Annotated in this window: 22 protein-coding genes and 2 pseudogenes; 14 read left to right on the forward strand and 10 right to left on the reverse strand. The window is 64.1% G+C overall.

Annotated elements, in window-relative coordinates:
• Positions 1–456: hypothetical protein (locus NKI63_RS16400; protein WP_352822354.1), on the forward strand; the 456-nt coding region annotated here is incomplete at its 5' end.
• Positions 457–460: 4 nt separating this feature from the next.
• On the opposite strand, the gene NKI63_RS16405 is transcribed toward NKI63_RS16400, so the two are convergent.
• Positions 461–1,096: a DNA-3-methyladenine glycosylase I gene (locus NKI63_RS16405; protein WP_352688487.1), complete on the reverse strand. Its 636-nt coding sequence runs from the start codon at positions 1,094–1,096 to the stop codon at positions 461–463.
• 222 nt (positions 1,097–1,318) lie between these two features.
• On the opposite strand from NKI63_RS16405, the gene NKI63_RS16410 reads away from it, so the two are divergent.
• Positions 1,319–2,053, forward strand: a complete 735-nt coding sequence (locus NKI63_RS16410; protein WP_352688485.1) for a L,D-transpeptidase — start codon at positions 1,319–1,321, stop codon at positions 2,051–2,053.
• Positions 2,054–2,320: 267 nt separating this feature from the next.
• A complete protein-coding gene (locus NKI63_RS16415; RefSeq protein ID WP_352506893.1) occupies positions 2,321–3,241 on the forward strand; it encodes a bifunctional 5,10-methylenetetrahydrofolate dehydrogenase/5,10-methenyltetrahydrofolate cyclohydrolase in 921 nt (306 codons plus the stop codon).
• 12 nt (positions 3,242–3,253) lie between these two features.
• Here the strand turns inward: NKI63_RS16415 and glcF are convergent, their stop codons facing one another.
• The 5 genes and pseudogenes from glcF to NKI63_RS16440 all read right to left on the reverse strand — a co-directional run bounded on the left by glcF (position 3,254) and on the right by NKI63_RS16440 (position 9,482).
• Positions 3,254–4,585: a glycolate oxidase subunit GlcF gene (gene glcF, locus NKI63_RS16420; protein WP_352822357.1), complete on the reverse strand. Its 1,332-nt coding sequence runs from the start codon at positions 4,583–4,585 to the stop codon at positions 3,254–3,256.
• A 68-nt stretch (positions 4,586–4,653) separates the two neighbouring features.
• Positions 4,654–5,037 (reverse strand): DUF4870 family protein, encoded by a 384-nt coding sequence (locus tag NKI63_RS16425; RefSeq protein WP_352806154.1) that lies wholly within the window; start codon positions 5,035–5,037, stop codon positions 4,654–4,656.
• Positions 5,034–6,291, reverse strand: a pseudogene (locus NKI63_RS16430) (FAD-binding protein). Before NKI63_RS16430 ends, NKI63_RS16425 begins: the two are co-directional and overlap by 4 nt.
• Before the next feature lie 223 nt (positions 6,292–6,514).
• Positions 6,515–8,011: an FAD-linked oxidase C-terminal domain-containing protein gene (locus NKI63_RS16435; protein ID WP_352822360.1), complete on the reverse strand. Its 1,497-nt coding sequence runs from the start codon at positions 8,009–8,011 to the stop codon at positions 6,515–6,517.
• 136 nt (positions 8,012–8,147) lie between these two features.
• Positions 8,148–9,482 (reverse strand): DUF3422 family protein, encoded by a 1,335-nt coding sequence (locus NKI63_RS16440; protein WP_352822363.1) that lies wholly within the window; start codon positions 9,480–9,482, stop codon positions 8,148–8,150.
• Between the two features lie 301 nt (positions 9,483–9,783).
• On the opposite strand from NKI63_RS16440, the gene NKI63_RS16445 reads away from it, so the two are divergent.
• Genes NKI63_RS16445 through NKI63_RS16455 form a run of 3 tightly spaced genes read left to right on the forward strand, consistent with a single transcriptional unit; the run spans position 9,784 to position 12,587 of the window.
• Positions 9,784–10,587 carry a FadR/GntR family transcriptional regulator gene (locus tag NKI63_RS16445; RefSeq protein WP_352822366.1) on the forward strand — a complete coding sequence of 268 codons (804 nt, stop codon included), beginning with the start codon at positions 9,784–9,786 and terminating at the stop codon, positions 10,585–10,587.
• Between the two features lie 55 nt (positions 10,588–10,642).
• On the forward strand, positions 10,643–11,779 hold the full coding sequence (locus NKI63_RS16450) for an alpha-hydroxy acid oxidase (RefSeq protein ID WP_254819311.1): 1,137 nt from the start codon (positions 10,643–10,645) through the stop codon (positions 11,777–11,779).
• A 37-nt stretch (positions 11,780–11,816) separates the two neighbouring features.
• Complete coding sequence (locus tag NKI63_RS16455) at positions 11,817–12,587, forward strand: metallophosphoesterase (protein WP_352822569.1); 771 nt, start codon at positions 11,817–11,819, stop codon at positions 12,585–12,587.
• A gap of 28 nt (positions 12,588–12,615) precedes the next feature.
• On the opposite strand, the gene NKI63_RS16460 is transcribed toward NKI63_RS16455, so the two are convergent.
• The gene (locus tag NKI63_RS16460; RefSeq protein ID WP_280952144.1) at positions 12,616–12,747 is read right to left on the reverse strand and encodes a hypothetical protein; all 132 of its coding nucleotides are present in this window, start codon (positions 12,745–12,747) and stop codon (positions 12,616–12,618) included.
• Positions 12,748–13,043: 296 nt separating this feature from the next.
• A pseudogene (locus NKI63_RS16465) lies at positions 13,044–13,741 on the reverse strand (type 1 glutamine amidotransferase).
• A 23-nt stretch (positions 13,742–13,764) separates the two neighbouring features.
• On the opposite strand from NKI63_RS16465, the gene NKI63_RS16470 reads away from it, so the two are divergent.
• The 4 genes from NKI63_RS16470 (at position 13,765) to NKI63_RS16485 (ending at position 17,862) form a co-directional block, all read left to right on the forward strand.
• Positions 13,765–14,478 carry a hypothetical protein gene (locus NKI63_RS16470; RefSeq protein ID WP_352822571.1) on the forward strand — a complete coding sequence of 238 codons (714 nt, stop codon included), beginning with the start codon at positions 13,765–13,767 and terminating at the stop codon, positions 14,476–14,478.
• A gap of 31 nt (positions 14,479–14,509) precedes the next feature.
• Positions 14,510–15,244, forward strand: coding sequence for a 16S rRNA (uracil(1498)-N(3))-methyltransferase (locus NKI63_RS16475; RefSeq protein ID WP_352476072.1), 735 nt, complete (start codon positions 14,510–14,512; stop codon positions 15,242–15,244).
• A gap of 185 nt (positions 15,245–15,429) precedes the next feature.
• Positions 15,430–16,803: a glutamate--cysteine ligase gene (locus NKI63_RS16480; RefSeq protein ID WP_352822369.1), complete on the forward strand. Its 1,374-nt coding sequence runs from the start codon at positions 15,430–15,432 to the stop codon at positions 16,801–16,803.
• A gap of 102 nt (positions 16,804–16,905) precedes the next feature.
• Positions 16,906–17,862, forward strand: coding sequence for a DUF937 domain-containing protein (locus NKI63_RS16485; RefSeq protein WP_352822372.1), 957 nt, complete (start codon positions 16,906–16,908; stop codon positions 17,860–17,862).
• A 175-nt stretch (positions 17,863–18,037) separates the two neighbouring features.
• On the opposite strand, the gene NKI63_RS16490 is transcribed toward NKI63_RS16485, so the two are convergent.
• A complete protein-coding gene (locus NKI63_RS16490; protein ID WP_352822375.1) occupies positions 18,038–18,328 on the reverse strand; it encodes a DUF1127 domain-containing protein in 291 nt (96 codons plus the stop codon).
• A 179-nt stretch (positions 18,329–18,507) separates the two neighbouring features.
• On the opposite strand from NKI63_RS16490, the gene NKI63_RS16495 reads away from it, so the two are divergent.
• The 4 genes from NKI63_RS16495 to NKI63_RS16510 all read left to right on the forward strand — a co-directional run bounded on the left by NKI63_RS16495 (position 18,508) and on the right by NKI63_RS16510 (position 22,887).
• Positions 18,508–19,464 (forward strand): LysR substrate-binding domain-containing protein, encoded by a 957-nt coding sequence (locus NKI63_RS16495; RefSeq protein ID WP_023680469.1) that lies wholly within the window; start codon positions 18,508–18,510, stop codon positions 19,462–19,464.
• Positions 19,465–19,534: 70 nt separating this feature from the next.
• On the forward strand, positions 19,535–21,100 hold the full coding sequence (gene xseA / locus NKI63_RS16500; RefSeq protein WP_352822378.1) for an exodeoxyribonuclease VII large subunit: 1,566 nt from the start codon (positions 19,535–19,537) through the stop codon (positions 21,098–21,100).
• A 30-nt stretch (positions 21,101–21,130) separates the two neighbouring features.
• Positions 21,131–22,267, forward strand: a complete 1,137-nt coding sequence (locus NKI63_RS16505) for a DmpA family aminopeptidase (protein WP_352702122.1) — start codon at positions 21,131–21,133, stop codon at positions 22,265–22,267.
• Between the two features lie 137 nt (positions 22,268–22,404).
• Entirely contained in the window at positions 22,405–22,887 is a 483-nt protein-coding gene (locus NKI63_RS16510) for an ankyrin repeat domain-containing protein (RefSeq protein ID WP_352475838.1), read from the forward strand.
• Positions 22,888–23,000: 113 nt separating this feature from the next.
• Here NKI63_RS16510 and NKI63_RS16515 read toward each other — a convergent pair whose 3' ends face one another.
• A complete protein-coding gene (locus NKI63_RS16515) occupies positions 23,001–23,255 on the reverse strand; it encodes a hypothetical protein (protein WP_352475839.1) in 255 nt (84 codons plus the stop codon).
• Positions 23,256–23,658: the final 403 nt, after the last annotated feature.

Below are 23,658 nucleotides of genomic sequence, written 5' to 3' on the forward strand. Positions count from 1 at the left end.
CAAGCTCAACTGGCCCATCTGCTTCACTGCCATCGCGATTCCCTCCGAGCTTCGTCTCAGAGAATCACAATCAGCGAATTACGCAACAGGCCCCTTGTGGGAGAAGGCAAGAAAAAGAAGCTGAAACAATTACGCCATGCGCGCGGCATCGTGCCGACACAATCCGGGCCGATAAGCGCGCCGAAACAACGGGTTCGGGCCATGGCCACGCTACAGAAGTTCGACATCATCGATAGCGGCGCACGCGACGCTTCGGTCCGGTTGCGGCCGGCCGATGGCCATGCGCCGAAGGCGACGAAGCAAATCGCGGGACCGTTCGAGATCGCGGCGCAACAGCGCAACGGGCCGACCATGCGCGACGTTCTGATGACCGGCCTGCTGGTGATCTATCCGGTGTTCGCCGCGCTGGCGGCCATCCTCGCCGGGTTTTTCCTCGCCGGCGCCGGCGGCGCCTGAGCCGCTATTTCGGCCGCTTGAAGGCTTTCCGCTCCGCCTCGACCGGCTCGCGGCAGACGCAGCCCTCGAGATGGTCGTTGACCAGCCCCATCGCCTGCATGAAGGCGTAGACGGTGGTCGGGCCGACAAAGCTCCAGCCGCGCTTCTTCAGTTCTTTCGAAATGCGGACCGAGACGGCCGTCGTCGGATTGGCGCGCAGATGCGCGAGATCGACGATCTCGGGCCGCTCGTCGGGGCCGGGCTCGAACTTCCAGAACCAGGCGGCCAGCGAGCCGGCCTCGTCGATGAGCTCGCGGGCGCATCTGGCGTTGTTGATGGTCGAGACGATCTTGCCGCGGTGGCGGATGATGCCGGCATTGCCGAGCAGGCGCTCGACATCGGCGTCGGTGAAGGCGGCGATCTTGTCGACATCGAAGCTGGCGAAGGCCTCGCGGAAATTGTCGCGCTTGCGCAATATGGTCAGCCAGGACAGGCCCGACTGGAAACCCTCGAGGCAGATCTTCTCGAACAGGCGGCGATCGTCGGCGACCGGCCGGCCCCATTCGTGGTCGTGGTAGTGCAGATAATCCGGCAGGTTGCCGTGCCAGAAGCAGCGGGCGACGCCGTCGGGACCGGCAAGCAGACCTGTCTTTTCGTCCATGGCGGAATTCCGTTCGTGTCTTGGCGTTAACGCGTTTTGACGCGGCCTTTACCGTGGCTTTACCAGATTCCTGAACCGGGCGGTAACCACACCAAAAGCTTTACTGACAGATCGGCATTTTACGCATTCCGATTCATGTTTCGGTGGCCGCTTCGCGCTCAATGTCGGCGAAATCGGGGAGGCTTTGCACCCCGGCATGTTCGACGATCAAGGTGCGTTGCGATGAAGACATTCTTGTTCCCACTGTTCGGCGGCGCCGCCGTGCTTGCCGCCGGCGCCGCCAATGCCAACGACCGCTATGCCGAGAGGCCGCCGGTGGTGGTCAGTCCCGACCTTTCGGCGCCCTGGGTGCTGCAGCTCGGCCATGCGCCGGGCATCGTGCGGCAGAGCCGGCAAGAGGCGCAGCCGCAACGGCGCTATCGGCGCCAGGCCGAACCCGATCAGCTGCGCACCGCAGCGGTGCAGGCACCGGCCAAGCGCATGATCATGCGGCCGCAGATCGACCCGATCTATCTGCCGCAGGAAGTCGCCTATGACGGCCCGCAGAAGCCGGGCACGATCGTCATCGATACGCGAGAGAATTTCCTCTATCTGGTCGAGAAGAACGGCAAGGCGCGGCGTTATGGCGTCGGCACCGGCAAGCCGGGCTTCGAATGGTCCGGCACCCACAAGATCACCAACAAGCGCGTCTGGCCGGACTGGCGGCCGCCGGCGGTGATGATCGCCCGCGAGGCCGCCAAGGGCCGTTATCTGCCGACCTATCTCGCCGGCGGCATGGAAAACCCGCTTGGCGCACGCGCGCTCTATCTCGGCTCGACCGAGTACCGCATCCACGGCACCAACCAACCCTGGACGATCGGCGGCGCGGTGTCGTCAGGCTGCATCCGCATGCGCAACGAGGACGTGGTCGACCTTTACGAGCGGGTCAATGTTGGCACGACGGTTGTAGTGATGTAATCTGCGGTTGACCTCACCGATGATTCTGCTCAGAAGCCTCGGGAGTATTGAATAACGGGGGACGGGCCGTGTGGGGATGCGGCCAGTCACGAAAGGGCAGCGCGGCAAGCCGTGCTGCCCTTTTTGTTTCCGCCAGCGCCAGCAAGAATTGACGGGAAGATTTCGCCGGCACGTCGCGCGACGGGCATGGCGGTTCGTTTTTCGCACTGCCTTTTCGCGGTTGCTTTGCTATGTGGCGGCTAAAGTTCAGACAAAGGCCCTATCTCGATGACCCTCTCCGACGACAGCCGCTATCTCCGAGGCGGCCCGGTTGCCCAACGCATCATCGCCGGCGTGCGCGAGGACGCGGCGATCGCCACCGCCGAAGGCTTTCCGCCGAAGCTGGTGTCGATCACCGTCGGCGACACAGCGGCGGTCGACGTCTATGTCCGCAACCAGCGCGCCAAGGCGGGGCTTGCCGGCATCGGCTTCGAGGAAAGGCGCTTTCGCGCCGACATCACCGCCGGCGAACTCGAAGCGGCGATCCACGGCCTCAACGCCGACCCGCGCGTCACCGGCATCATCATCCAGCGACCGGTGCCGGTGCACATCCCGATCAAGACGCTGCAGGCGGCGGTGCATCCGCTCAAGGACGTCGAAGGCATGCATCCGGCCTCGATCGGCAACATCGTCTACAACCAGCTCGATCTGGCGCCCTGCACGGCGGCTGCCTCGGTCGAACTGCTCAAGGAAACCGGCCTCGACCTGAAGGGGCTCGAAGTGGTGGTCGTCGGCCATTCCGAGATCGTCGGCAAGCCGATCGCTTTCCTTTTGATGAGCGAAGGCGCGACGGTGACGGTCTGCCATCACATGACGCGCTCGGTGGCGGCACACGCACGCCGCGCCGACGCGCTGTTCGTCGCCGTGGGCAAGCCGCGGCTGATCAAGGCCGATATGGTCAAGCCGGGTGCGGCCGTCATCGATATCGGCATCAATTCGGAGATCGGGCCAGACGGCGAGAGCCGCATCGTCGGCGACGTCGATGCCGAGAGCGTTAGGCATGTCGCGTCGTGGATCACGCCGGTGCCTGGTGGCGTCGGCCCGATCACCGTGGCGATCCTGCTGCGCAACACGATGGTGGCGCTCAGCCGCCAGCGCGCCCGCTACCAGGCAACCTACGGCACGGCGGACAGACTGGCGGCGGAGTAGGCGACTGGCGGATCACTCGGCCGCGATAACCGCCATCTCTTCGCGAACGCCTTCGGGCTTCGGCCCGCCATAGGCCCAGTCGAGCAGCTTTATCGTATGGACCACCGGCAGCTTCGCGGCAGAGGCGATCTGGGTGATGCAGCCAATATTGCCGGTGGCGATGATGTCAGCACCGGTCGCCTCGATATTCCTGACCTTGCGGTCGCGCAGCGTCGCCGAAATCCCGGGCTGCAGGATGTTGTAGGTGCCGGCCGAACCGCAGCACAAATGCCCCTCGCGCGGCTCGCGCACGACAAAGCCGGCACGGGCCAGAAGCTCCTTCGGCTGGCGGGTGATCTTCTGGCCGTGCTGCATCGAGCAGGCGGAGTGATAGGCGACGACGGTGCCCGGCTTGCGCACCGGCTCGGGCAGGTCGAGGCTTGCCAGATACTCCGTGATGTCCCTGGCCAGCGCCGACACTCGCGCCGCCTTGCCGGCATAGGCCGGATCGAGGCGCATCATGAAGCCGTAATCCTTGATCGTGGTGCCACAGCCTGACGCGGTGATGACGATGGCATCGAGCCCACCCTGTTCGATGGCGCGCGTCCAGGCGTCGACATTCCGCCTGGCCGACGCCAGGGCAGCGTCCTCGCGTCCCATGTGGTGCACCAGCGCCCCGCAGCAGCCCTCGCCTTCGGGTACGACGACCTCGACACCAAGCCTGGTCAGCAGCGAGATCGTCGTGTCGTTGATGCCGGGATCGAGCACGGATTGCGCGCAGCCGGTGAGGATGGCGACGCGGCCATTTTTCTTCGGGCCCTGCCCCGCATGGACGCCCGGCGAGGCCATCGGCGAGACTGCCGGGACCGACGCGGGTGCGAGCTTGAGCATAGCGCCCAGAGGCCTCAAGGCCTGGATTTTTTCAAACAGGCCGGCGAATGGCTGGCCGAGCTTCGCCAGCTTGAGCGCCGCGCGGAAACGCGAGGGATAGGGCAGCACGAAGGCCAGCATGGCGCGGGTCAGACGATCGGCCAGGGGACGCTTGTAGGTCTCCTCGATGTGGGCGCGGGCGTGGTCGACCAGATGCATGTAGTTGACGCCCGACGGACAGGTGGTCATGCAGGCGAGGCAGGACAGGCAGCGGTCGATATGGGTGACGATCTCCTTGTCGGCCGGCCGGCCATTTTCCAGCATGTCCTTGATCAGGTAAATCCGGCCGCGCGGCGAATCCAGCTCGTTGCCGAGCGTCACATAGGTCGGGCAGGTGGCGGTGCAGAAGCCGCAATGTACGCATTTGCGCAGGATCTTCTCCGATTCCGCGACATGCCGATCGGCGAGCTGGGCAGCTGAGAAATTGGTCTGCACGTAAACAAATCCTTACCGTTTGAGCATGATCTTTTCCCAAAACCGGTACCCACGTTTGGGGATCACGCTCATAATCCTAGAAACCAGCTTTCGGGGTTCTTGACCGCTTCGCCGCGCTGCAGCGCCTGCAGGCCGAGAATGCAGCGGGCGATGAACCAGACGGCGACGGCGAAAATCAGCACGACACCGATGACCACGATCATCAGCAGCGCCGAGATCAGCGCATAGAGCAGGCCGATCCAGAAGGTGCGGATCAGGAATGTGTAATGGCTCTCGACGAAGCCGCCGGCCTTGCCGCGGTTGATATAGGCCAGGACGATACCGACAATGCCGCTGACGCCGATGACAAGGCCGGCGAGATAGAGGATGTAGATGACCAGCGCATTGGTCGGACCGGGCTCCAGCCAGCGGTCGGTCTGGCGTGACGTACCGTTTTGGCCTGGATCGCTCATTGGGCTCCTCCCTCGGTTGCCGGGGCGAGAGTAGCAGAGCCTGCGCCCGGCGCCATACGGCCGGGATTGAGGATATTCTTCGGGTCGAATTCGGCCTTCAGCCGCGCCGACAGTGCTGCCAGTTGCGGCGCTTGCGGTTCGAACACGGGAACGGCAGCGCGGTGCGAGGGGGTTGCGCGCACCAGCGTCGCATGGCCGCCACCATGTCTTCTGATGAGGCCGCGCAACAGGCCGGCCTCGGGATCGTCCTGCTGCATGCGCAGCCAGATCAGCCCGCCCTGCCAATCGTAGAAGGCATCCCACCGCGGCCTGCATGCGCAGCGCCAGCACCATCTGGTGGCCCTGTGACGGCGCCATCGAGACGCGCCACACAGGCCTTCCGCCGCCATCGGCGAACGGCGCGCAGTCGCGGATGTCACGCCAGACCGAATACGAGACCGAACCGGAAATCTCCTGCAGCGGCCCAGCGTCTTTCAGCAGGTCTTTCAGCGCGGCAATGCGGTAGGCGACCGACGGGCCGAAGCCCTCGATGCGCAGCAGCGTCGCCGCATCGCTGCCGAGACTGCCGTCAGCAACCCTAGCTGCGACCCGTTCGGGAAGATGGGCAGCGCTCGACACCTCCGCGCTGGAACCGAGCGCCAGCGCCATGGCGGCGACGGCATGATCGTCGAGCAGGCCGCGGATGGCGAGCGTGACTTCGGTCTCGGCGGCAGGCAGCACCTTGAAAGTGACGTCGGTGAACACCGCCAGCGTGCCCCAGCTGTTGGCCATCAGCTTGGACAGATCATAGCCGGTGACGTTCTTGACCACGCGGCCGCCGGACTTGAAGGCCTCGCCGCGCCCGGAAACGGCAGATATGCCGAGAATGTGGTCGCGCGCAGCACCGGCCTTCAGCCGGCGCGGGCCGGAAAGGTTCGCGGCAAGCACGCCGCCGATGGTGCCTTGTCCCGGCTCGCCGCCGAGCAGCGGGCCGTAATCCATCGGTTCGAAGGCCAGTTGCTGGCCGTTTTCGGCAAGCAGGCTTTCGATCTCGGCCAGCGGCGTCCCGGCCTTCGCCGACAGCACCAGCTCGGCCGGCTCGTAGAGCGTGACGCCGGAGAGTTTGGAAAGGTCGAGCGTAGGCTCGCTCTGCTGCGGCCGGCCGATGCCGCGCTTGGAACCATGGCCGATGATTTCGAGCGGCGAGTCTTCGGCGGCTGCCCAAGCGACGGCGGAGAGGGTTTCCGCTGATGTGGTCGGGGTGAAGGTGGTCATGCGGCAGAACCACCAGTCGTAAATGACGAGAAGCCGCGATCCTTCCCACCCCCCTCTGGCCTGCCGGACATCTCCCCCGCAAGGGGGGAGATCGGATGTCGCTTAGGCTTTCGCCAACCATCAACGCTTGAAGGCGAGCAGGACGTTGAAGCAGCCAATCTCCCCCCTTGCGGGGGAGATGTCCGGCAGGACAGAGGGGGGTGTCCAAGCGCCAACATACCCCTCAAAACCTCGGAATGTCCGGAAACGCCACTTGCCCGCGATGCACGTGCATCCGCCCGAGTTCGGCGCATCGCCTCAGCTGCGGAAACACCTTGCCCGGGTTGAGCAGATGGTTGGGGTCGAACGCGCATTTGACGCGCATCTGCTGGTCGAGGTCGATCTGGTTGAACATTTCCGGTATCAGGTCGCGCTTCTCGACGCCGACCCCGTGCTCGCCGGTCAGCACGCCGCCGACCTTGACGCAGAGCCGCAATATGTCGGCGCCGAAACTCTCCGCCTTCTCGAGTTCGCCCGGCACATTGGCGTCGTAGAGGATGAGCGGGTGCAGATTGCCGTCGCCCGCGTGGAAGACATTGGCGACGCCGAGCCCGTATCTCTCCGACAGTTCGCGCATGCCGGCGAGCACGCGCGGCAGTTCCTTGCGCGGTATGGTGCCGTCCATGCAGTAATAGTCGGGCGAGATGCGGCCGACCGCCGGGAAAGCCGCCTTGCGGCCGGCCCAGAAACTCAGCCGCTCCTGCTCCGATTGCGAAATGCGGCATGTGGTCGAGCCGTTCCTATAGGCGATGGCTTCGACCAGGCCGATCAGGTGATCGACCTCGACACCCGGCCCGTCCAGCTCGACGATCAGCAGCGCCTCGACATCTCGGGGATAGCCGGCCTGGACGAAATCCTCTGCGGCGTGGATGGCCGGACGGTCCATCATCTCCATGCCGCCCGGGATGATGCCGGCGCCGATGATGTCGGCGACGCATTGGCCGGCCTGCTCGCTGGTCGGGAAGCCGATCAGCAGGGCATGAGCCGTCTCCGGCTTCTTCAGGATACGCACGGTGACCTCGGTGACGACGCCGAGCAGTCCTTCGGAGCCGGTCATAACGCCGAGCAGGTCGTAGCCTTCCGCGTCGAGATGGCTGCCGCCGAGGCGCACCACCTCGCCATTCATCAGCACCATCTCGATGCCGAGCACATTGTTGGCGGTGAGACCGTATTTCAGGCAGTGCACGCCGCCGGAATTTTCCGCGACATTGCCGCCGATCGAGCAGGCGATCTGTGAGGATGGATCGGGGGCGTAATAGAAGCCTTCCTGCTCGACGGCGGTGGTGATGCCGAGATTGGTGACGCCGGGCTGGGCGACGACGACGCGGTTCTGAAAATCGATCTCGAGGATGCGGTTGAAGCGGCTCATGACCAGCAACACCGCGTCCTGGAGCGGCAGCGCGCCGCCGGACAGCGAGGTGCCGGAACCGCGCGGCACGACGCGGACGTTGCGATCGCTGCAATATTTCAATACGCGCGACACCTGCGCCACGGTCTGCGGCAGCACCACGACGAGCGGCAATTGCCGGTAGGCGGTGAGCCCGTCGCTCTCGAAGGCGCGCATGGCATTGGCGGCGTCGACGACGCCCTCGCCCGGCACGATGATGCGCATATCGGCGACGATCTCGTCGCGCCGGCGCATCGTGGCGTCGTCTGGTTTCGGCATGGCAAGGCCGGACATCGACAGCTTCCTTCGATCGACTGGTAAAAATCTTTTACCAGCGACGGTGGTCGCTTGCAAATGCCGCTTTGGCCGGGTTGGGAGGCCTATGGCCGGGACAGCCTTCCGCAGCGGCAATCTGCCGCTCCGCCCTTCGCTACTCGCCGGGCTGCTTGCCTGGTTCGGAGTGCATGCGGCGGACGCGGCGCACGCCCCACCAGACGAGCACGACGGCGAGCGGCACCGAGGCGGCGGTGACCATTTCCGGCGCAAAGCCGTGGCCGAAGACCGAGGCGCCCTTGGCGACGTAGCCGATGAGGCCGACGACATAGTAGGAGACGGCGGCGACCGAGAGCCCCTCCACCGTCTGCTGCAGCCGCAATTGCAGGCGGGCACGATTGTTCATCGAAGCCAAAAGATCGCGGTTCTGCTTTTCGACCTCGACGTCGACCCAGGTGCGCAGCAGCGTGGTGGCACGGGTGAGCTTCGTCGACAGGTTGGCCTGACGCTCCTCGACCGAACGGCAGGTACGCATCGCCGGCGCCACGCGGCGCTGCAGAAAACCGCCCCAGGTGTCGTAGCCGGGCACCGCCTCTTCATCGAGCGCTTCCAGCCGTTCGCGAACGATGCCGTCATAGGCGCGGCTGGCGCCGAAGCGGTAGAGGCTGGAGGCGGCATCGGCCTCCAGCTCGGCGGCCAGTTCGGTCAAGTCGGCAAGTAGCGTCTGGCTGTCGCGGGTCTCGGCGACCTTCATTTCCAAGGTGGTCTGAGCCAGCCTGTCTTCGATGCGGCGGGCGCGACCGGACAGCGTCAGCGCCAGCGGCAGCCCAAGCATGGCCAGCGTGCGGTAGGTCTCGATGTCGATCAGCCGCTGTGACAGTGCCCCGGTGCGCGCCGGGGTCAGGCCGCGGTCGAGCACCAGCATGCGGGTCAAGCCGTCGCCGTCCTGGCGGAAATCGGTGACGATGGCGGCGTTGCCGCGCTCGACCAGCGAGTAGCACAGGCTGGTCGGGTCGAAGCCGGCGATCAGCCTCTCGTTCGCCGGCGTCCATTTGCGGATTTCGAGCCTAATGCCGGAAATCACCGTGCCCGGCGGCGAAAACCCGTTGCCGAAGGGTGTGTCCTCTTGCCCTCTGCCGTTTTCGGCGAGCGGTCCTTCCCAGAGGTAGGTCGAGAACTCCGTGTGCCGTTCCCAGCGCAGCGAGCCCTTGCCCCATTTCATCGCGTGGTGGCGGGCGTGGGGGTCGGGCGCGGCGATACCGAGGCGTCGCGACAATTCGGAAAGCACGGCCTGATCGACGCCGGATCCAGCTTCGGTCATGAAGGAAAGCTGCACCAGCACGCGCGGCTTTTCGACCAGCGGATGCGGCCGGGCGTGGACCTCGCCGAGGGCGCCCGGCCGACCTTCATGCGCCGGAAAGCCCATGACGGTGCCGCCCACGGCTTTGGCGCGCAGCCGGAATTCAAGGTTGGACGGGTCGGCGTCTGGCACAGCTGGTCCCCCGGGCTTCTCTGAGCCCTTTTTGGCAATGATGTCTCTCTTGTTCACGGAAACGCCGAACCGCTCTATCTCTTTGATTCTGCGCAATTCCGGGCGGAAAACCGTTTCACACTTTTCCTGGAATTGCTCTAGAGGCAATCTCCAGAGGACGCAAACGGCCAGTTTAGCACAAGCTGATATGAAGCCGCGGCAGTCAAACGGACCCGGCCCCGGCGAATTGGATAAATAATTTGACCAGTTGGCGACGCTGGCTTTATCTTGCGCGACTTCGGTTCAACCCCCAGGACCCCGTTTGAGCGACATTTTCTCCCGGATCGAGCATTCGCGCACCGCCGACGAGGTGGTGCAGCAGATCGAGAGCCTGATCCTCGAAGGCGTGTTGCGCACCGGCGACCGGCTGCCGGGCGAGCGCGACCTGGCGCGGCAGTTCGAGGTGTCGCGGCCGATCCTGCGCGATGCCTTGAAAGCCTTGGAAGGGCGCGGGCTGTTGACGACACGGCCAGGCGGCGGCACCCATGTCGCCGATGTCATCGGCCAGCTGTTCACCAAGCCGGTGACCGACCTGATCTCGATGCATCGCAAGGCGGTGACCGACTATCTGGAGTACCGCCGCGAGATCGAGGCGGTGGCTGCCGAATATGCGGCGCGGCGTGCCACATCGGACGATCTGGCGCTGCTCGACCGCATCATGGCGCGCATGGACGAGGCGCACCGGACCGCCAATTTCGACGACGAGGCGGAAATCGACATCGAGTTCCATCACGCGATCTGCGAATGCGCGCACAACATCATCCTGCTGCACACGCTGCGCTCCTGTTATCGGCTGCTGTCGGAAGGCGTGTTCCAGAACCGGCGGCTGGTGTTCAACGTGCCGGGCGCGCGCGAGGCGCTGCTTTCGCAGCACCGGGCAATCTATGCGGCGGTCAAGGCCGGCGATCCGGCTGCGGCGCGGCAGGCGGCGATGGACCACATCTCCTACGTCGAACGATCGATGGCCGAGGCCGAGCGCAGCGGCGACTGGCAGCGCGTGTCGCGGCTGAGGCTCAGGCAACGCTCCGAGCCCGGTGACGGTGAGGCGGCAAGAAAACAGCCGTAGGCCCCGCCCAGAAAATCCAACGACGAACCAGCGAAGAACCAGCGGAAAAAGATCCATGAGCAGCATTCTCACCATCGCCGACCTCAAGGACCTGGCGCGCCGCCGCGTGCCGAAGATGTTCTTCGACTACGCCGATTCCGGCGCCTGGACCGAAAGCACCTACCGCGCCAACGAAGAGGATTTCCAGAAGATCAAGTTCCGCCAGCGCGTGCTTGTCGACATGGACAACCGCTCGCTGGAATCGACCATGATCGGCGAGAAAGTGACGATGCCGGTGGCGCTGGCGCCGACCGGCATGACCGGCATGCAGCACCCGGACGGCGAGATGCTGGCGGCGCAGGCGGCGGAGGAGTTCGGCGTGCCGTTCACGCTGTCGACAATGAGCATCTGCTCGATCGAGGATGTCGCGTCGGTGACCAGGAAGCCGTTCTGGTTCCAGCTCTATGTGCTGCGCGACAAGGACTTCGTCTTCGATTTGATCGACCGCGCAAAAGCGGCGAAATGTTCGGCACTGGTGCTGACGCTCGACCTGCAGATCCTCGGTCAGCGCCACAAGGATATCCGCAACGGGCTTTCGGCGCCGCCGCGAATGACGCCGAAGCACATCTGGCAGATGGCGACAAGGCCGCGCTGGTGCGTCGGCATGGCCGGGACCAAGCGCCGAAGCTTCCGCAACATCGTCGGCCATGCCAAAGGCGTCGGCGACCTCGCCTCGCTGTCGTCCTGGACGAAGGAGCAGTTCGATCCGCATCTGTCGTGGAAGGACGTCGCCTGGATCAAGGAGCGCTGGGGCGGCAAGCTGATCCTGAAAGGCATACTCGACAAGGAAGACGCGCTGATGGCGGCCAGGACGGGCGCCGACGCGATCATCGTTTCCAACCATGGCGGCCGCCAGCTCGACGGCGCCTCGTCGTCGATCATGGCGCTGGAAGAGATCGCCGACGCCGTCGGCGACACGATCGAGGTGCACATGGACGGCGGCATCCGTTCCGGCCAGGACGTGCTCAAAGCATTGTGCCTCGGCGCCAAGGGCACCTATATCGGACGGCCTTTCCTGTACGGCCTCGGCGCACTCGGCAAGGAAGGGGTTACCAAGGCGCTGGAAATCATCCGCAAGGAGATGGACATAACGCTGGCACTGTGCGGAAAGCGTCTGGTCACCGACATGGGCAAGGATCAGCTCCGGCGCTAAAGTCCGTGACGGCATGACCACGGAGGCGACGCAGGCATTGACGGAGCCCGGCATTAATTTTTTCGAAGCGCGCGGACCGGAAGGTATGCGCCTCTATGCGATCGGCGATGTGCACGGTCGGCTTGACCTGCTGACCGCCATGCACCGCCGGATCGAGGGCGAGCTGGAGAGGAAGCCCATTGCCGATTGGCGCGTGATCCATCTCGGCGACTATGTCGACCGGGGTCCGGACTCCAAAGGCGTCATCGATTTCCTGATCGACGCGCAAAAACGCGATCCACGTCATCTGATGCTGGCCGGAAATCATGATCTCGGCTTCCTCGATTTTCTCGATCTCCCCGACCCGGACGGCCTGTTCATGCGCTATGGCGGCATCCAGACGGCGCTATCCTATGGCGTGTCGCTCGGTGGCAGCAGCGCCTGGTTTGGCCGCGCCGATGCGGCATTGCGGCAAGGGCACGCCGCGCTGGTCGAGGCGGTGCCGCAGAACCATGTCGAGTTCCTGCGCTCGCTGGCCTTTTCAGTGACATTCGGCGACTTCTTCTTCTGTCATGCCGGCATCCGGCCCGGCATTGCGCTGGAAAGCCAGAGCCCGCAGGACCTGATCTGGATCCGGGAGGTCTTCCACGACCACACCGGCCTTCATCCCAAGATCGTGGTGCACGGCCATACGCCGGTGGCCAAGCCCGAGATCACCGGCAACCGCGTCAATGTCGACACCCTCGCCTGGCACTCAGGTAACCTCACCGCGCTCGTCGTGGACGGCGCGGAGAAACGGATCCTGACGGTGACGGGTGAGCGGGCGTAGGTAAGGCGTGAGGTTATGTGCAGAGGGTCTAGCGAAGCGCGGCGGTGACGCCGTAGCCGTCGACGGCATTGTGGTTGTTGGCCGCGTCGGCGGAATAAATGCCGAGGCCGCACAAGACGATGGCCGACAACATGGCAAAGGACAAAAAGGCTGCTTTCACGGACGTCATCTCTTGTTGAGCTTTCTGCATCTATGCACGAGCGGGTTACCAATGCGTTGAAACGCGAAATACGTCGCAAATGTCTGACGGTTTCGCGCTTCTAGGCATGTTCTGTATCGGCGGTGTGTCGCGCGGGTCACAGGAAAGGTTCATCGCGGTTGCACGCAAGATGCAGAGCGGGCGCCTTTTAGGCTGGCGGACTGACACAGGCCAAGGATGAAACGCGTTATCCCCGGCGGATTTGCCGCCGCGTGCCAAATATGCAACGTCGCCAAATACGTTGGCTGTATGAGCCGTCAGATGGTCGCCACCCAGGCGCGGGCGATGGCCAGGCCGGCGGCATCGGCTTGCGGTCCGCTGCGGGCCATTTCATCGTCGAGCCGGCCCGCCCATTCAGGATGCCGCTCGGCGATCAGCGGTGCGAAGGAGGTACTCCAGTCGCGCACCATCGGACTGTCGGCCTCGAAATGGAACTGGAAGCCGTAGATGGCGCGGCCGATGCGGACGCCTGGTTCTCGGCGACGGCATTGCCGGCCAACCGCACGGCAGTCTCGGGCAAGTCAAAGGTGTCGTCGTGCCATTGGAAGATCGGGAATTTTTCAGGCAAGGCGGCGAGCACCGGATCGGCCTGCGCCGCCGCGGTGAGCGCGACCTCGTGCCAGCCGAACTCCGAGGCACCGCCTATCTGGTTCTCGCCGCCAAAGGCGCGCGCGACCAACTGGCTGCCAAGGCAGATGCCGAGCACCGCGCGATCCCTGTCGGCAAAGTTGCGCGTCAGATCGAGCAGGCCCGGGAAATACGGGCAGAGCTCGTCGTCCAGCGCATTCTGGGCGCCGCCGAGCACCACCATGGCGTCATGCCAGCCGCTATCTTGCGGCAGCGCGTCGCCGCGATACGGCCGGCGCAGGTCGATATCGGCGCCCGCCTCGACAAGCGCCGCGCCGATCTGGCCAAGGCCCTCATTGTCGAAGTTCTGGACGACCAAGACCCGCATCGAAACCTGCTGACATGAAATTGATGCAGCGAGCGATATCATGGCGTCAGCATTGCAGCCAACAGGGAACGCCTACGCCACTGCAAAACCGGGTCGACCCGTTCGGCGCCATCCATGCCGTGCCGGAGCGCGGCCAGTTCATGGGCAATCGCGGCATCATTCACGACCCCGAGACGAGAACGCTGTTGAAGAAGCGCTGGGCGCTGCAAGCCTGGATCATCTGTGTCTGCGAATACGGCGACGTGCGGCGCCAGCCGATGGGGCGCAACCGGCAAAGCGACGACCAATTGGGCGGCAAGGCCGGCTGGACCGAGCTGTTTTTCCTCGACGAGGTGACGGCACTTGCCGCCGGGCACCGGCCCTGCTTCTTCTGCCGGCGCGAGCGGGCCAGGGATTTTGTCCAGCGCTTCGGCGATGCCTTCGACATTGCCGAGCCACGCGCGCCGCAGCTCGACAAGCGCCTGCACAAGGAGCGCCTGGCATCGGGCGGGCGGGCGCCGCGACTGAAACCGGAGGCGCTTGCGGACTTGCCGGACGGCACGATGATCTCGTCAGGAAACAGGGCGTACGCCCTGTTTGACGGCGCCGCGCTGCCCTGGAGTTTCGGCGGCTATGGCGATCCGGTGGGATTCGGCGATTTTACCCACGGTCCAATCGGCATGCTCACGCCGGCGACAACTGTTTCCGTGCTGAAGCGTGGCTACAGACCTGTCTGGCACGCCAGCGCGGAGGCTTGACGCCGGCGACGGCCTCGCCCATTCCTCGGCGATGCGCGCCAATTACAAGATGCAGCGGCTATTCGTGCCGGACGAACTTGGACTGGATATCGAGTTCGACGTCGGCCAGCAGCAGAGCCATTATCTCTCGCATGTGCTGCGGCTCGGCGAAGGCGCCGAGGTTCTGGTCTTCAACGGGCGCGACGGCGAATGGTCGGCGGCGATCGCCGCGAAGTCGAAGAAGGCGTTACGCCTGAAGGTGATGAGGCTGCAGCGCTCGCAGCCGCCGCTGCCCGATCTCGTCTATTGCTTCGCGCCGCTGAAGCAAGGGCGGCTCGACTACCTCGTGCAAAAGGCGGTGGAGATGGGCGCCGGCATCCTGCAGCCGGTCATCACCCAGCATACGCAAGTGGCAAAACCCGGCATCGAGCGCCTGCGCGCCAATGTCGTCGAGGCGGCCGAGCAATGCGGCATATTGGCGGTGCCGGAGCTGCGGGAAGCGGAAAAATTCGAGCGCCTGCTGGCGGGCTGGGACCGCGAGCGGCGGCTGATCTTCTGCGACGAGGATGCATCGACCAACAATCCCCTGCCGGCATTGCAGGCGGTGCGGGAGAGAAAGCTCGGTCTGCTGGTCGGGCCTGAGGGGGGCTTTTCCGACGAGGAGCGCAGGATGCTGAGAGCGCTGCCCTTCGTTACCGCCATTCCGCTCGGGCCGCGCATCCTGCGAGCGGATACGGCGGCGGTGGCGGCACTGGCGCTGATCCAGGCGACAATCGGCGATTGGTGATCAATTCCCGTTACCCTCTGGCTCAGGATTTTTCGCTTGATCGGCTACTGACATTTCGTCCATCTAGCGCCGGCAGTGGCCGCGTGTCCTTTCGGACGCGCAAAGGACGCTGTAGCATTTGATTGGGCACCTGATCCCTTCAGAAAATCGAAGCCGGTTTTCGGGGTCATGTGCGGAGGGCTATTATGGCGCGCGATACCACCGATTTCCGGCCGATCGAAGGCGTCGACGAACTCGTCGAGCACCTAGCCGAAGGCAACAAGCCGCGCGACAAATGGCGCATCGGCACCGAGCACGAGAAATTCCCGTTCTATGTCGACGGCAATGCCCCGGTGCCCTATGGCGGCGAGCGCGGCATCCGCGCCATCCTCGAAGGCATGCAGGACAAACTCGGCTGGGACCCGATCATGGATGCCGGCCGCATCATCGGACTGGTCGAGCCGACCGGTCAGGGCGCGATCTCGCTGGAGCCAGGCGGCCAGTTCGAGCTGTCCGGCGCGCCGCTGGAGACGATCCACCAGACCTGCCGCGAAGGCAATGCGCATCTGGCGCAGGTGCGCGAGATCGCCGAACCGATGGGCATTCGTTTTCTCGGCCTTGGCGGCAGCCCGAAATGGTCGCTGGCCGAGACGCCGAAAATGCCGAAATCGCGCTACGAGATCATGACCCGCTACATGCCCAAGGTCGGCACCAAGGGCCTCGACATGATGTACCGGACCTGCACGATCCAGGTGAACCTCGACTTCGAAAGCGAAGCCGACATGCGCCGCAAGATGCAGGTGTCGCTGAAATTGCAGCCACTGTCGACGGCGCTGTTTGCCAACTCGCCCTTCACCGAAAGCCGGCCGAACGGCTTGCAGAGCTGGCGCGGCGAGATCTGGCGCGACACCGACAATCAGCGCTCCGGCCTGCTCGAATTCTGCTTCTCGCCCGATTTCGGCTTTGCCGATTATGTCGAATGGGCGCTCGACGTGCCGATGTATTTCGTCATCCGCAACGGCCAGTATCATGACATGACGCACATCACCTTCCGCCAGTTCATGGCGGGCGCTGCCCGTAACGAACTGCCGGACGGGCTGCCGACGATGGGCGACTGGGCGAACCATCTGTCGACGCTGTTCCCGGACGTGCGGCTGAAGCGCTTTCTCGAAATGCGCGGCGCCGATGGCGGGCCGTGGCGGCGCATCTGCGCGCTGCCGGCCTTCTGGGTCGGGCTGCTCTACGACCCGGCGGCGCTCGACGCGGCCGAGGCGCTGACCTCGAGCTGGAGCTATGACGAAGTGCTGGCGATGCGCAACGCGGTGCCGCAACATGGCATTTCGGCGCCCTTCCGCAACACGACGTTGCGCGAGATCGCCCGCGACGTGCTCGTCATCTCGCGCATGGGACTGAAGAACCGTGGCCGCAAGAACCGCGAGGGCTACGACGAGACCTCGTTCCTCAACACGCTGGACGAGGTCGTCGCGCGCGGGACGACCAGCGCCGAGGAGATGCTCTCCGCCTACCACACACGCTGGGGCGGCTCGATCGAGCCGGTATTCATGGAATACGCGTATTAACGCTTCGCAATCCGCATGAGCCACGGTCCGGCAAATTCGCTTCAATCAGTGATGGAAACGAACTAGGCTTCTCCAACGAGGATTTTCCCGGAGGAGAAAACAATGCCTTCCTTGTTCGATATTCTGGCACAGGCCCAGAACGGCAACGGCATGCAGGCGCTGGCCCAGCAGTTCGGGCTGTCCCAACAGCAGACGCAGGCGGCGGTCGCGGCGCTGCTGCCGGCCTTTTCGCAGGGGCTCAAGCGCAACACGGCGGACCCTTATGGGCTCGGCTCCTTCATGACGGCGATGGCCAGCGGCCAGCACGCCAAATATTTCGAGGATGCAAGCCGGGCCTTCTCGCCGCAGGGCCTCGATGAAGGCAACGGCATTCTCGGCCATCTGTTTGGCTCGAAGGACCTGTCGCGCGCAGTCGCCAGCCAGGCCGCGCAGGCGAGCGGCGTCAGCCAGCAGGTGTTGCAGCAGATGCTGCCGGCAATCGCCTCGATGATGATGGGCGGGCTGTTCAAGCAGACCACCAACCAGCTAGGCGGACAGATGCATGCGGCAGTCAGTGGCGGCAATCCGCTCGGCGAACTCATCGAGCAGATGATGCGGCAGGCGGGCGGCGGCAGCCAGGCACCGGCCCCTCAGCCTGCGGCCCCCACGGATAACCCGCTCGGCAAGATGCTGCAGGATATGTTCGGCGGGCAGCAGCCGCAACCGACGCAGAGCCCTTACGGCGACAACCCGTTGGGCAAGGTGTTGCAGGACATGTTCGGCGGCGGGCAGCAGCCGCAGAACCAACCCCAGCAGACACAGAACCCTTATGGGGACAATCCGCTCGGCAAAGTACTGCAGGACATGTTCGGCGGTGGCGCGCAACAGTCTCAGCCGCGTCAGGCGCCGCAGCAACCCCAGGCGCCGCAGCCGCAGGCCAATCCGAGCGGCAGGCCGAGAAATCCGTTCGACGACCTGTTCGGCAAGATGTTCGAGACAGGCGCCCAGCAGCGCGACGACTACCAGAAAGGCATGGAGTCGATCTTCGACCAGTTCAAGCAGGGCATGGGCCGGCGCTAGACCAGACACCGGCAACCAATCATCAGTGCCGCCCAAAAAAGAAAGCCCGGTCCTGGGAGGACCGGGCAGCGCGCAGGCTGGCCGGGGGGATCCGGCAGGGAGTGGGGAGCCTGCGTAACTTGGTGGCGTCATGCCTCAAAAGGTTCAATGCGACCAAAATCGCGAATTTATGCGATCACACCACCTGGCGGGCCATATCCTCGATCGTTTCGGCGCGCTCGATGGCGATGACGCGAAGCCTTTCTGTCGGATCTCGGCCAAAGGGTACACCGACAGCGACGTGCAGGTCGGCGCGGGTCAGGCCGATGTCGGCGAGCTCGGCATCCGACATCTCGCCAAGGCGATAAAAGGCGCGGCGGTTTTTCCAGGCGCGGTAAACATTGGCAGCGGCATTGGCCACGCGCGTCGCAACGGCCGGACGCGAGGTGATGCGCGAGGTCTCGGTAGCGAAATCAAACGTAGCCATGTCGGTCTCCTTCACATTCGAACGGGCGAAACCGGTCGATCGGGCGCTGGCAACAGCGGCCGTTCCGGCTTCGATTCACATGCGTTCATGTGGACAAATCGGAATTTGCCATGGCCCGATTGATTAATCCAACGAATGTTTCTAATCTTTAGCATCAGCATCAATGATGGATTAGGCCAATGAAAGCGCCGCTCGATCTCGATCAGTTGCAGACCTTCATCTCGATTGTCGACACCGGCAGCTTTACCCGCGCGGCGGAAGCGGTGCATCGCACCCAGTCGGCGGTGTCGATGCAGATGCGGCGGCTGGAGGAACGGATCGGCAAGCCGCTGTTCGAAAAAGACGGCCGCACCAACAGGCTGACCGAGGAAGGCGATAGACTGCTCTCCTACGCAAGGCGGCTGCTCTATCTCAACAAGGAAACACTGGCCGCCTTCGACGACCGCCGGCTCGAAGGCACCATCCGCATCGGCACGCCGGATGACTATGCCGATCGCTTCCTGCCAGAGATCATGGCGCGGTTTGCCCGCTCCAACCCGCATGTCGAACTGACCGTTATCTGCGAACCGACGCCGGGACTGGTCGAACACATCAAGCGCGGCAATCTCGACCTGGCGCTGGTGACGCACAATGACGCGCGCGGCCAGTCGGAAGTGGTGCGGCGCGAACCGCTGCTGTGGGTTACCTCGGCCAACCACGCGACGCATGAGCAGCCGATCCTGCCGATGGCCTTCGGCCGGCCGAACTGCATCTGGCGGCGAGCCGCCGCCGACGTGCTCGACCAGCAGAGCCGCGACTATCGCATCCTGTTCACCAGCTTCTCTGCCACCGTCATCGCCGCCGCGGTGCTTTCCGGCCTGGCGATCTCGGTGCTGCCAGAATGCGCGCTGCGGCCCGGCATGCGGGTGCTGGGCGAGGCCGACGGTTTCGGCGCCCTGCCCGATTGCCGCATCGGCATCATGCGCGGCCAGACCTCGCGGCCGGAGATCGTCGACGCGCTTGCGCGCCACATTTCGGAAAGCCTCGACAATATTTCCGTGCCGCTCGGCGAGGAGACCGGCACGTTCGATTTCGCCGCCCTCGCCTTCGCCAAGATGAAACGGACGAAGCCGAACCAGATCCTGCCGGGCTGGTGATCGCGCGATTGGGGCCGACATCGAACACGGCCGCCTTGACGGCGGCCAACAACCGTTCCCCAATCGGCCGATGAGCGACGCAGCACCCGAATCACGCACCAACGCCACCGAGTATACGGTGAGCGAGATTTCCGGCGCGCTGAAGCGCACGGTCGAGGACGTCTTCGGCAATGTACGGGTGCGCGGCGAGATTTCCGGCTATCGCGGACCGCATTCCTCCGGCCATGCCTATTTCTGCCTGAAAGACGATCGCGCGCGGCTCGATGCCGTGGTGTGGAAGACCACGATGAGCCGGCTGAAATTCCGTCCCGAGGAAGGCATGGAGGTGATCGCCACCGGCAGGCTCACCACCTATCCCGGAAAATCCAACTACCAGATCGTCATCGACAATCTCGAGCCGGCCGGTGCCGGTGCGCTGATGGCGCTGCTGGACGAGCGCAAGCGCCGGCTGCAGGCCGAAGGGCTGTTCGACGCGGCCCGCAAGCGGCGTCTGCCGTTCATGCCGCGCGTCATCGGCGTGGTCACCTCGCCAACAGGTTCGGTGATCCGCGATATTATCCACCGCATCAAGGACCGGTTCCCGCTGCACGTGCTCGTCTGGCCGGTGCGGGTGCAGGGCGAGACGGCGGGCGCGGAAGTGACCGCTGCCGTCAACGGCTTCAATGCACTGCCTTGGGACGGCGCCATCGCGCGGCCCGATCTGTTGATCGTGGCGCGCGGCGGCGGCAGCCTGGAGGATCTGTGGGGCTTCAACGACGAAGCGCTCGCCCGGGCCGTCGCCGCTTCGAGCATTCCCGTGATTTCGGCAGTCGGCCACGAGACCGACTGGACGCTGATCGATCTGGCTGCGGATGTGCGGGCGCCGACGCCGACAGGCGCCGCCGAGATCGCCGTGCCGGTCAAAGTCGACCTCGAAGCGACGCTTGCCGGCCTTGGCGCGCGGTTGAAGACCGCACTGTCGCGCAATTTCGAACGCAAGCGGCAGGCGGCGCGCGCAGCCGCCCGGGCGCTGCCCTCGCCCGACCAATTGCTGGCGCTGCCGCGGCGGCGCTTCGACGAGGCGACGAGCCGGCTCGGCCGGGCGCTGTCGGTCAGCGTCGAGCGCAAGCGGGCCAGGCTTCTGGGCCAGCGTCTGACACCGGCGACCTTGTCGCGGCGCATGAACGAAGCCCGCACACTGACCCGCCGCGACCTCGCCCGAGCGCAAGCGGCGTTCTTCGCCATCGTGCGCGAGCGTCGGGCACGGTTTTCGCGCACGGCCGCCAGACTGTCACCGGCGCCGATCGCCAGACGGCAGAAACTGCAAGGCGATGCCCTGCTGGCACTGACACGGCGGCAGGACCAGGCGATTTCGCGGCGGCTGGACCGTCTGCGTGGAAAACTGACGCAGGCCGATCGATTGCTGGCGACGCTGTCGCACAAGGCCGTGCTGGCGCGAGGCTTCGCACTGGTCAAGGATGCGGACGGCGCGGTGGTCAAGCGTTCGGCGGAGGTCGTGTCGGGAATGGCGCTTTCGCTGGAGTTCGCCGACGGCACCGCCGATGCAGTCGCCATCAGTGGCACGGCGCGGCCGAAGGCGATTGCCAAGTCGGCAGCCAAGCTCAAGGCGCCGGGCAGCCAAGGCTCGCTTTTCTGAGGAAGACCAAGGCGCTTTTCTGAGGAAGAAATGACCGATCCGCATCTTACGACGCCCTCGGGCAAACTGCGTGCACGCGCCCTCGATATCCCATTCGAAGGCACCCCAGGCCGCTTCAATGCGATCACCGATGTGCCCGGCGTGACGGTCGGCTATACGACGCTGATCTCAGGGGACGGGCCGCTCGTTGTCGGCAAGGGTCCGGTACGCACCGGCGTGACCGCGATCCTGCCAAGGCCCAGAGACGAGTTGGCCGTCCCGGTGTTCGCCGGCGTGTTCAGCGCCAATGGCAATGGCGAGCTGACCGGTTCGCATCTGATAGAGGAACTCGGAGCGTTCAATCTTCCCATCACCATCACCAACACGCATTCCTGCGGCGTCAGCCGCGACGCAACGTTGCGCTGGATGCAGACGGTGCTGCCGCACGCGCTCGACAGCGCCTGGGCGCTGCCGGTGGCGGGCGAGACTTATGACGGCTTTCTCAACGACATCAACGGCCATCATCTGAGCTTCGAGCACGTGTTTTCCGCGCTCGATACGGCTGAAAGCGGGCCGATCGAAGAGGGCAGCGTCGGCGGCGGCACAGGCATGATCACCTTCGGCTTCAAGGCAGGGTCCGGCACATCGTCGCGCAGCGTCGACTGGAACGGAGAGCGTTTCACGATCGGCTGCTTCGTCCAGTCGAATTTCGGTGCAAGGCGAAACCTCGTCATCGGTGGCATCAGGGCCGGAGCGGAACTCGCCGAACCGGCGATCCGGGACAACACGCCGCGAGCCGAAAAGAGCTCGATCATCGCGATCGTCGCCACCGATGCGCCATTCATGCCGCACCAGTTGAAACGGCTGGCGAAACGCGTGCCCCTCGGCGTCGCGCTGACCGGCGGCTATGGATACAATTCGTCCGGCGATATTTTTCTGGCGTTCAGCACGGCCAATGCCGACGCGGCGCGCGGCGCGGCCGGCAAATTGGCCAGCGCCGGTTACATACCGGATGCCGACATCAACCCGTTCTTCGACGCCGTCATCCAGAGCGTGGAGGAAGCAATCCTCAATGCTTTGGTCGCCAATGAAGACATGATCGGGCGCGACGGCAATTTCGTGCCGGCATTGCCGAAAGGGTGGCTCGAAGGTAGATTCGGGGCGCATCACACTGCAGATCTTGGTTAAGCTTTCGCGGTCTTCGCCGTCTTCGGCACGGAATGGCCCTGGAAGCCGCGAAGAATTAACCCAAAGCAGCTCAACGACGAATAAACGACCCCAAAAAATATCAATTGGAAGACTCATCGCCCAATCGGAGCCATAGTATGAGCAACCCAGATGGTCCCGCACCCGTGCACAAGGCGGTGATGAGACATAGCTCGGCTGAAGTCATCCAGGCCATCTCAGAGGGGAAAGATGTCGATGCGTTAGATCGCGAAGGCCGGACGCCGTTGTTTTATGCGTCAAAAGATGGCGAGACCGCAATCGTCGCTGCACTGATCGAGCGTGGAGCGAAGGTGAATGTGCAGGACAAGAATCTGGAAACACCGCTGCACTTTGCTGCTCGCGAATATCGGCTCGAGGTGGCGGAACTTCTAGTCAAGGGCGGCGCAGATGTTTCTTCCCAAGACATTCATGGAAACACGCCCCTGTGGCGTGCCGTGTTTGAATCACGGGGCCGTGGCGAGTTGATCAAGCTCCTTCTCTCAGCTGGCTCAGATAAGACACTGAAAAACAAGCTTGGCTGTTCGCCGCAAGACCTCGCAAAGACCATTGGAAATTACGACATTAACGCGTTCCTGGGCTGAAAACCCGCTAGCTTCACCCAGCAAGCAATTAATGGTGTATGCTGTGCTTCAAATAGCTGGCGCCAGGAACTTCGATCTCGACAAGCCACTGTCGCATCCTGTTCCTAAGCATATTACTCGGCGGGCTTGTTCGAATTCTTTTCGTCCTGCTCGGCCTCGGCCGCCTCTTCGAGCCTCGAAGCAATGAGCTCCTGAATGTCGCCGACCTCTTCCTGAATATCCTCCAGGGGTATGCCGGCTTCGGCAGCCTTGGCCGCGCATTCCCTGGCGAGGGTCTCGGCCTGCTTCTCGATTCTGGCTGGCGAGGGCTGGCAGTGGACTTTTTCGCCAATCCACCCGCGCAAGAACTCGATCGCGTGTTCACTCATACTGCTGTTTCCCTAGCGGCTATGCCGATTGGTAATCATAAACGTCGGCATCTTCGAAAAGATGCGTGCTGCCATTCGAGCCGAGTCGGCTTCGCCCGGCAAGCCGAACTTGTCCGAGGTCCACAGAGCCGAAGGGAATGGAGGGTTCAAGGAGCACGTTCTAGTTCTTGAGGACTGATTCTCTCGAGGAAACTCGTTCGACCCGCGCTATTGTTTCTATTTGCTTTTTTTCGGTTTTCAAGCCGTTTTAGATCACAATAGATGTCACAATAGCTAGCACATTTACCGCGCTCTCGCTGGCACGACGTAAAAGGCGAGCCGTCAAAGCCGCCGCTATATAGTGACAACCATTTGCAATGTCGACTCCGCTCCCGGTCCTGCTTCTTTCCGCCGCGCTTGCTGG

It is taken from the genome of Mesorhizobium sp. M0410, from assembly GCF_040321435.1.
In the GTDB taxonomy this organism is placed as follows: Bacteria; Pseudomonadota; Alphaproteobacteria; order Rhizobiales; family Rhizobiaceae; genus Mesorhizobium.

Coding starts and splice junctions, on each gene's coding strand:
- NKI63_RS16515 (WP_352475839.1), bottom strand. CDS start 23,255: ATGAGTGAACACGCGATCGAGTTCTTGCGCGGGTGGATTGGCGAAAAA.
- xseA (WP_352822378.1), top strand. CDS start 19,535: ATGAGCGACGCAGCACCCGAATCACGCACCAACGCCACCGAGTATACG.
- NKI63_RS16415 (WP_352506893.1), top strand. CDS start 2,321: ATGACCCTCTCCGACGACAGCCGCTATCTCCGAGGCGGCCCGGTTGCC.
- NKI63_RS16475 (WP_352476072.1), top strand. CDS start 14,510: ATGCGCGCCAATTACAAGATGCAGCGGCTATTCGTGCCGGACGAACTT.
- NKI63_RS16505 (WP_352702122.1), top strand. CDS start 21,131: ATGACCGATCCGCATCTTACGACGCCCTCGGGCAAACTGCGTGCACGC.
- NKI63_RS16510 (WP_352475838.1), top strand. CDS start 22,405: ATGAGCAACCCAGATGGTCCCGCACCCGTGCACAAGGCGGTGATGAGA.
- NKI63_RS16470 (WP_352822571.1), top strand. CDS start 13,765: ATGCAGCGAGCGATATCATGGCGTCAGCATTGCAGCCAACAGGGAACG.
- NKI63_RS16490 (WP_352822375.1), bottom strand. CDS start 18,328: ATGGCTACGTTTGATTTCGCTACCGAGACCTCGCGCATCACCTCGCGT.
- NKI63_RS16435 (WP_352822360.1), bottom strand. CDS start 8,011: ATGTCCGGCCTTGCCATGCCGAAACCAGACGACGCCACGATGCGCCGG.
- NKI63_RS16450 (WP_254819311.1), top strand. CDS start 10,643: ATGAGCAGCATTCTCACCATCGCCGACCTCAAGGACCTGGCGCGCCGC.
- NKI63_RS16495 (WP_023680469.1), top strand. CDS start 18,508: ATGAAAGCGCCGCTCGATCTCGATCAGTTGCAGACCTTCATCTCGATT.
- NKI63_RS16485 (WP_352822372.1), top strand. CDS start 16,906: ATGCCTTCCTTGTTCGATATTCTGGCACAGGCCCAGAACGGCAACGGC.
- NKI63_RS16425 (WP_352806154.1), bottom strand. CDS start 5,037: ATGAGCGATCCAGGCCAAAACGGTACGTCACGCCAGACCGACCGCTGG.
- NKI63_RS16410 (WP_352688485.1), top strand. CDS start 1,319: ATGAAGACATTCTTGTTCCCACTGTTCGGCGGCGCCGCCGTGCTTGCC.
- NKI63_RS16480 (WP_352822369.1), top strand. CDS start 15,430: ATGGCGCGCGATACCACCGATTTCCGGCCGATCGAAGGCGTCGACGAA.
- NKI63_RS16405 (WP_352688487.1), bottom strand. CDS start 1,096: ATGGACGAAAAGACAGGTCTGCTTGCCGGTCCCGACGGCGTCGCCCGC.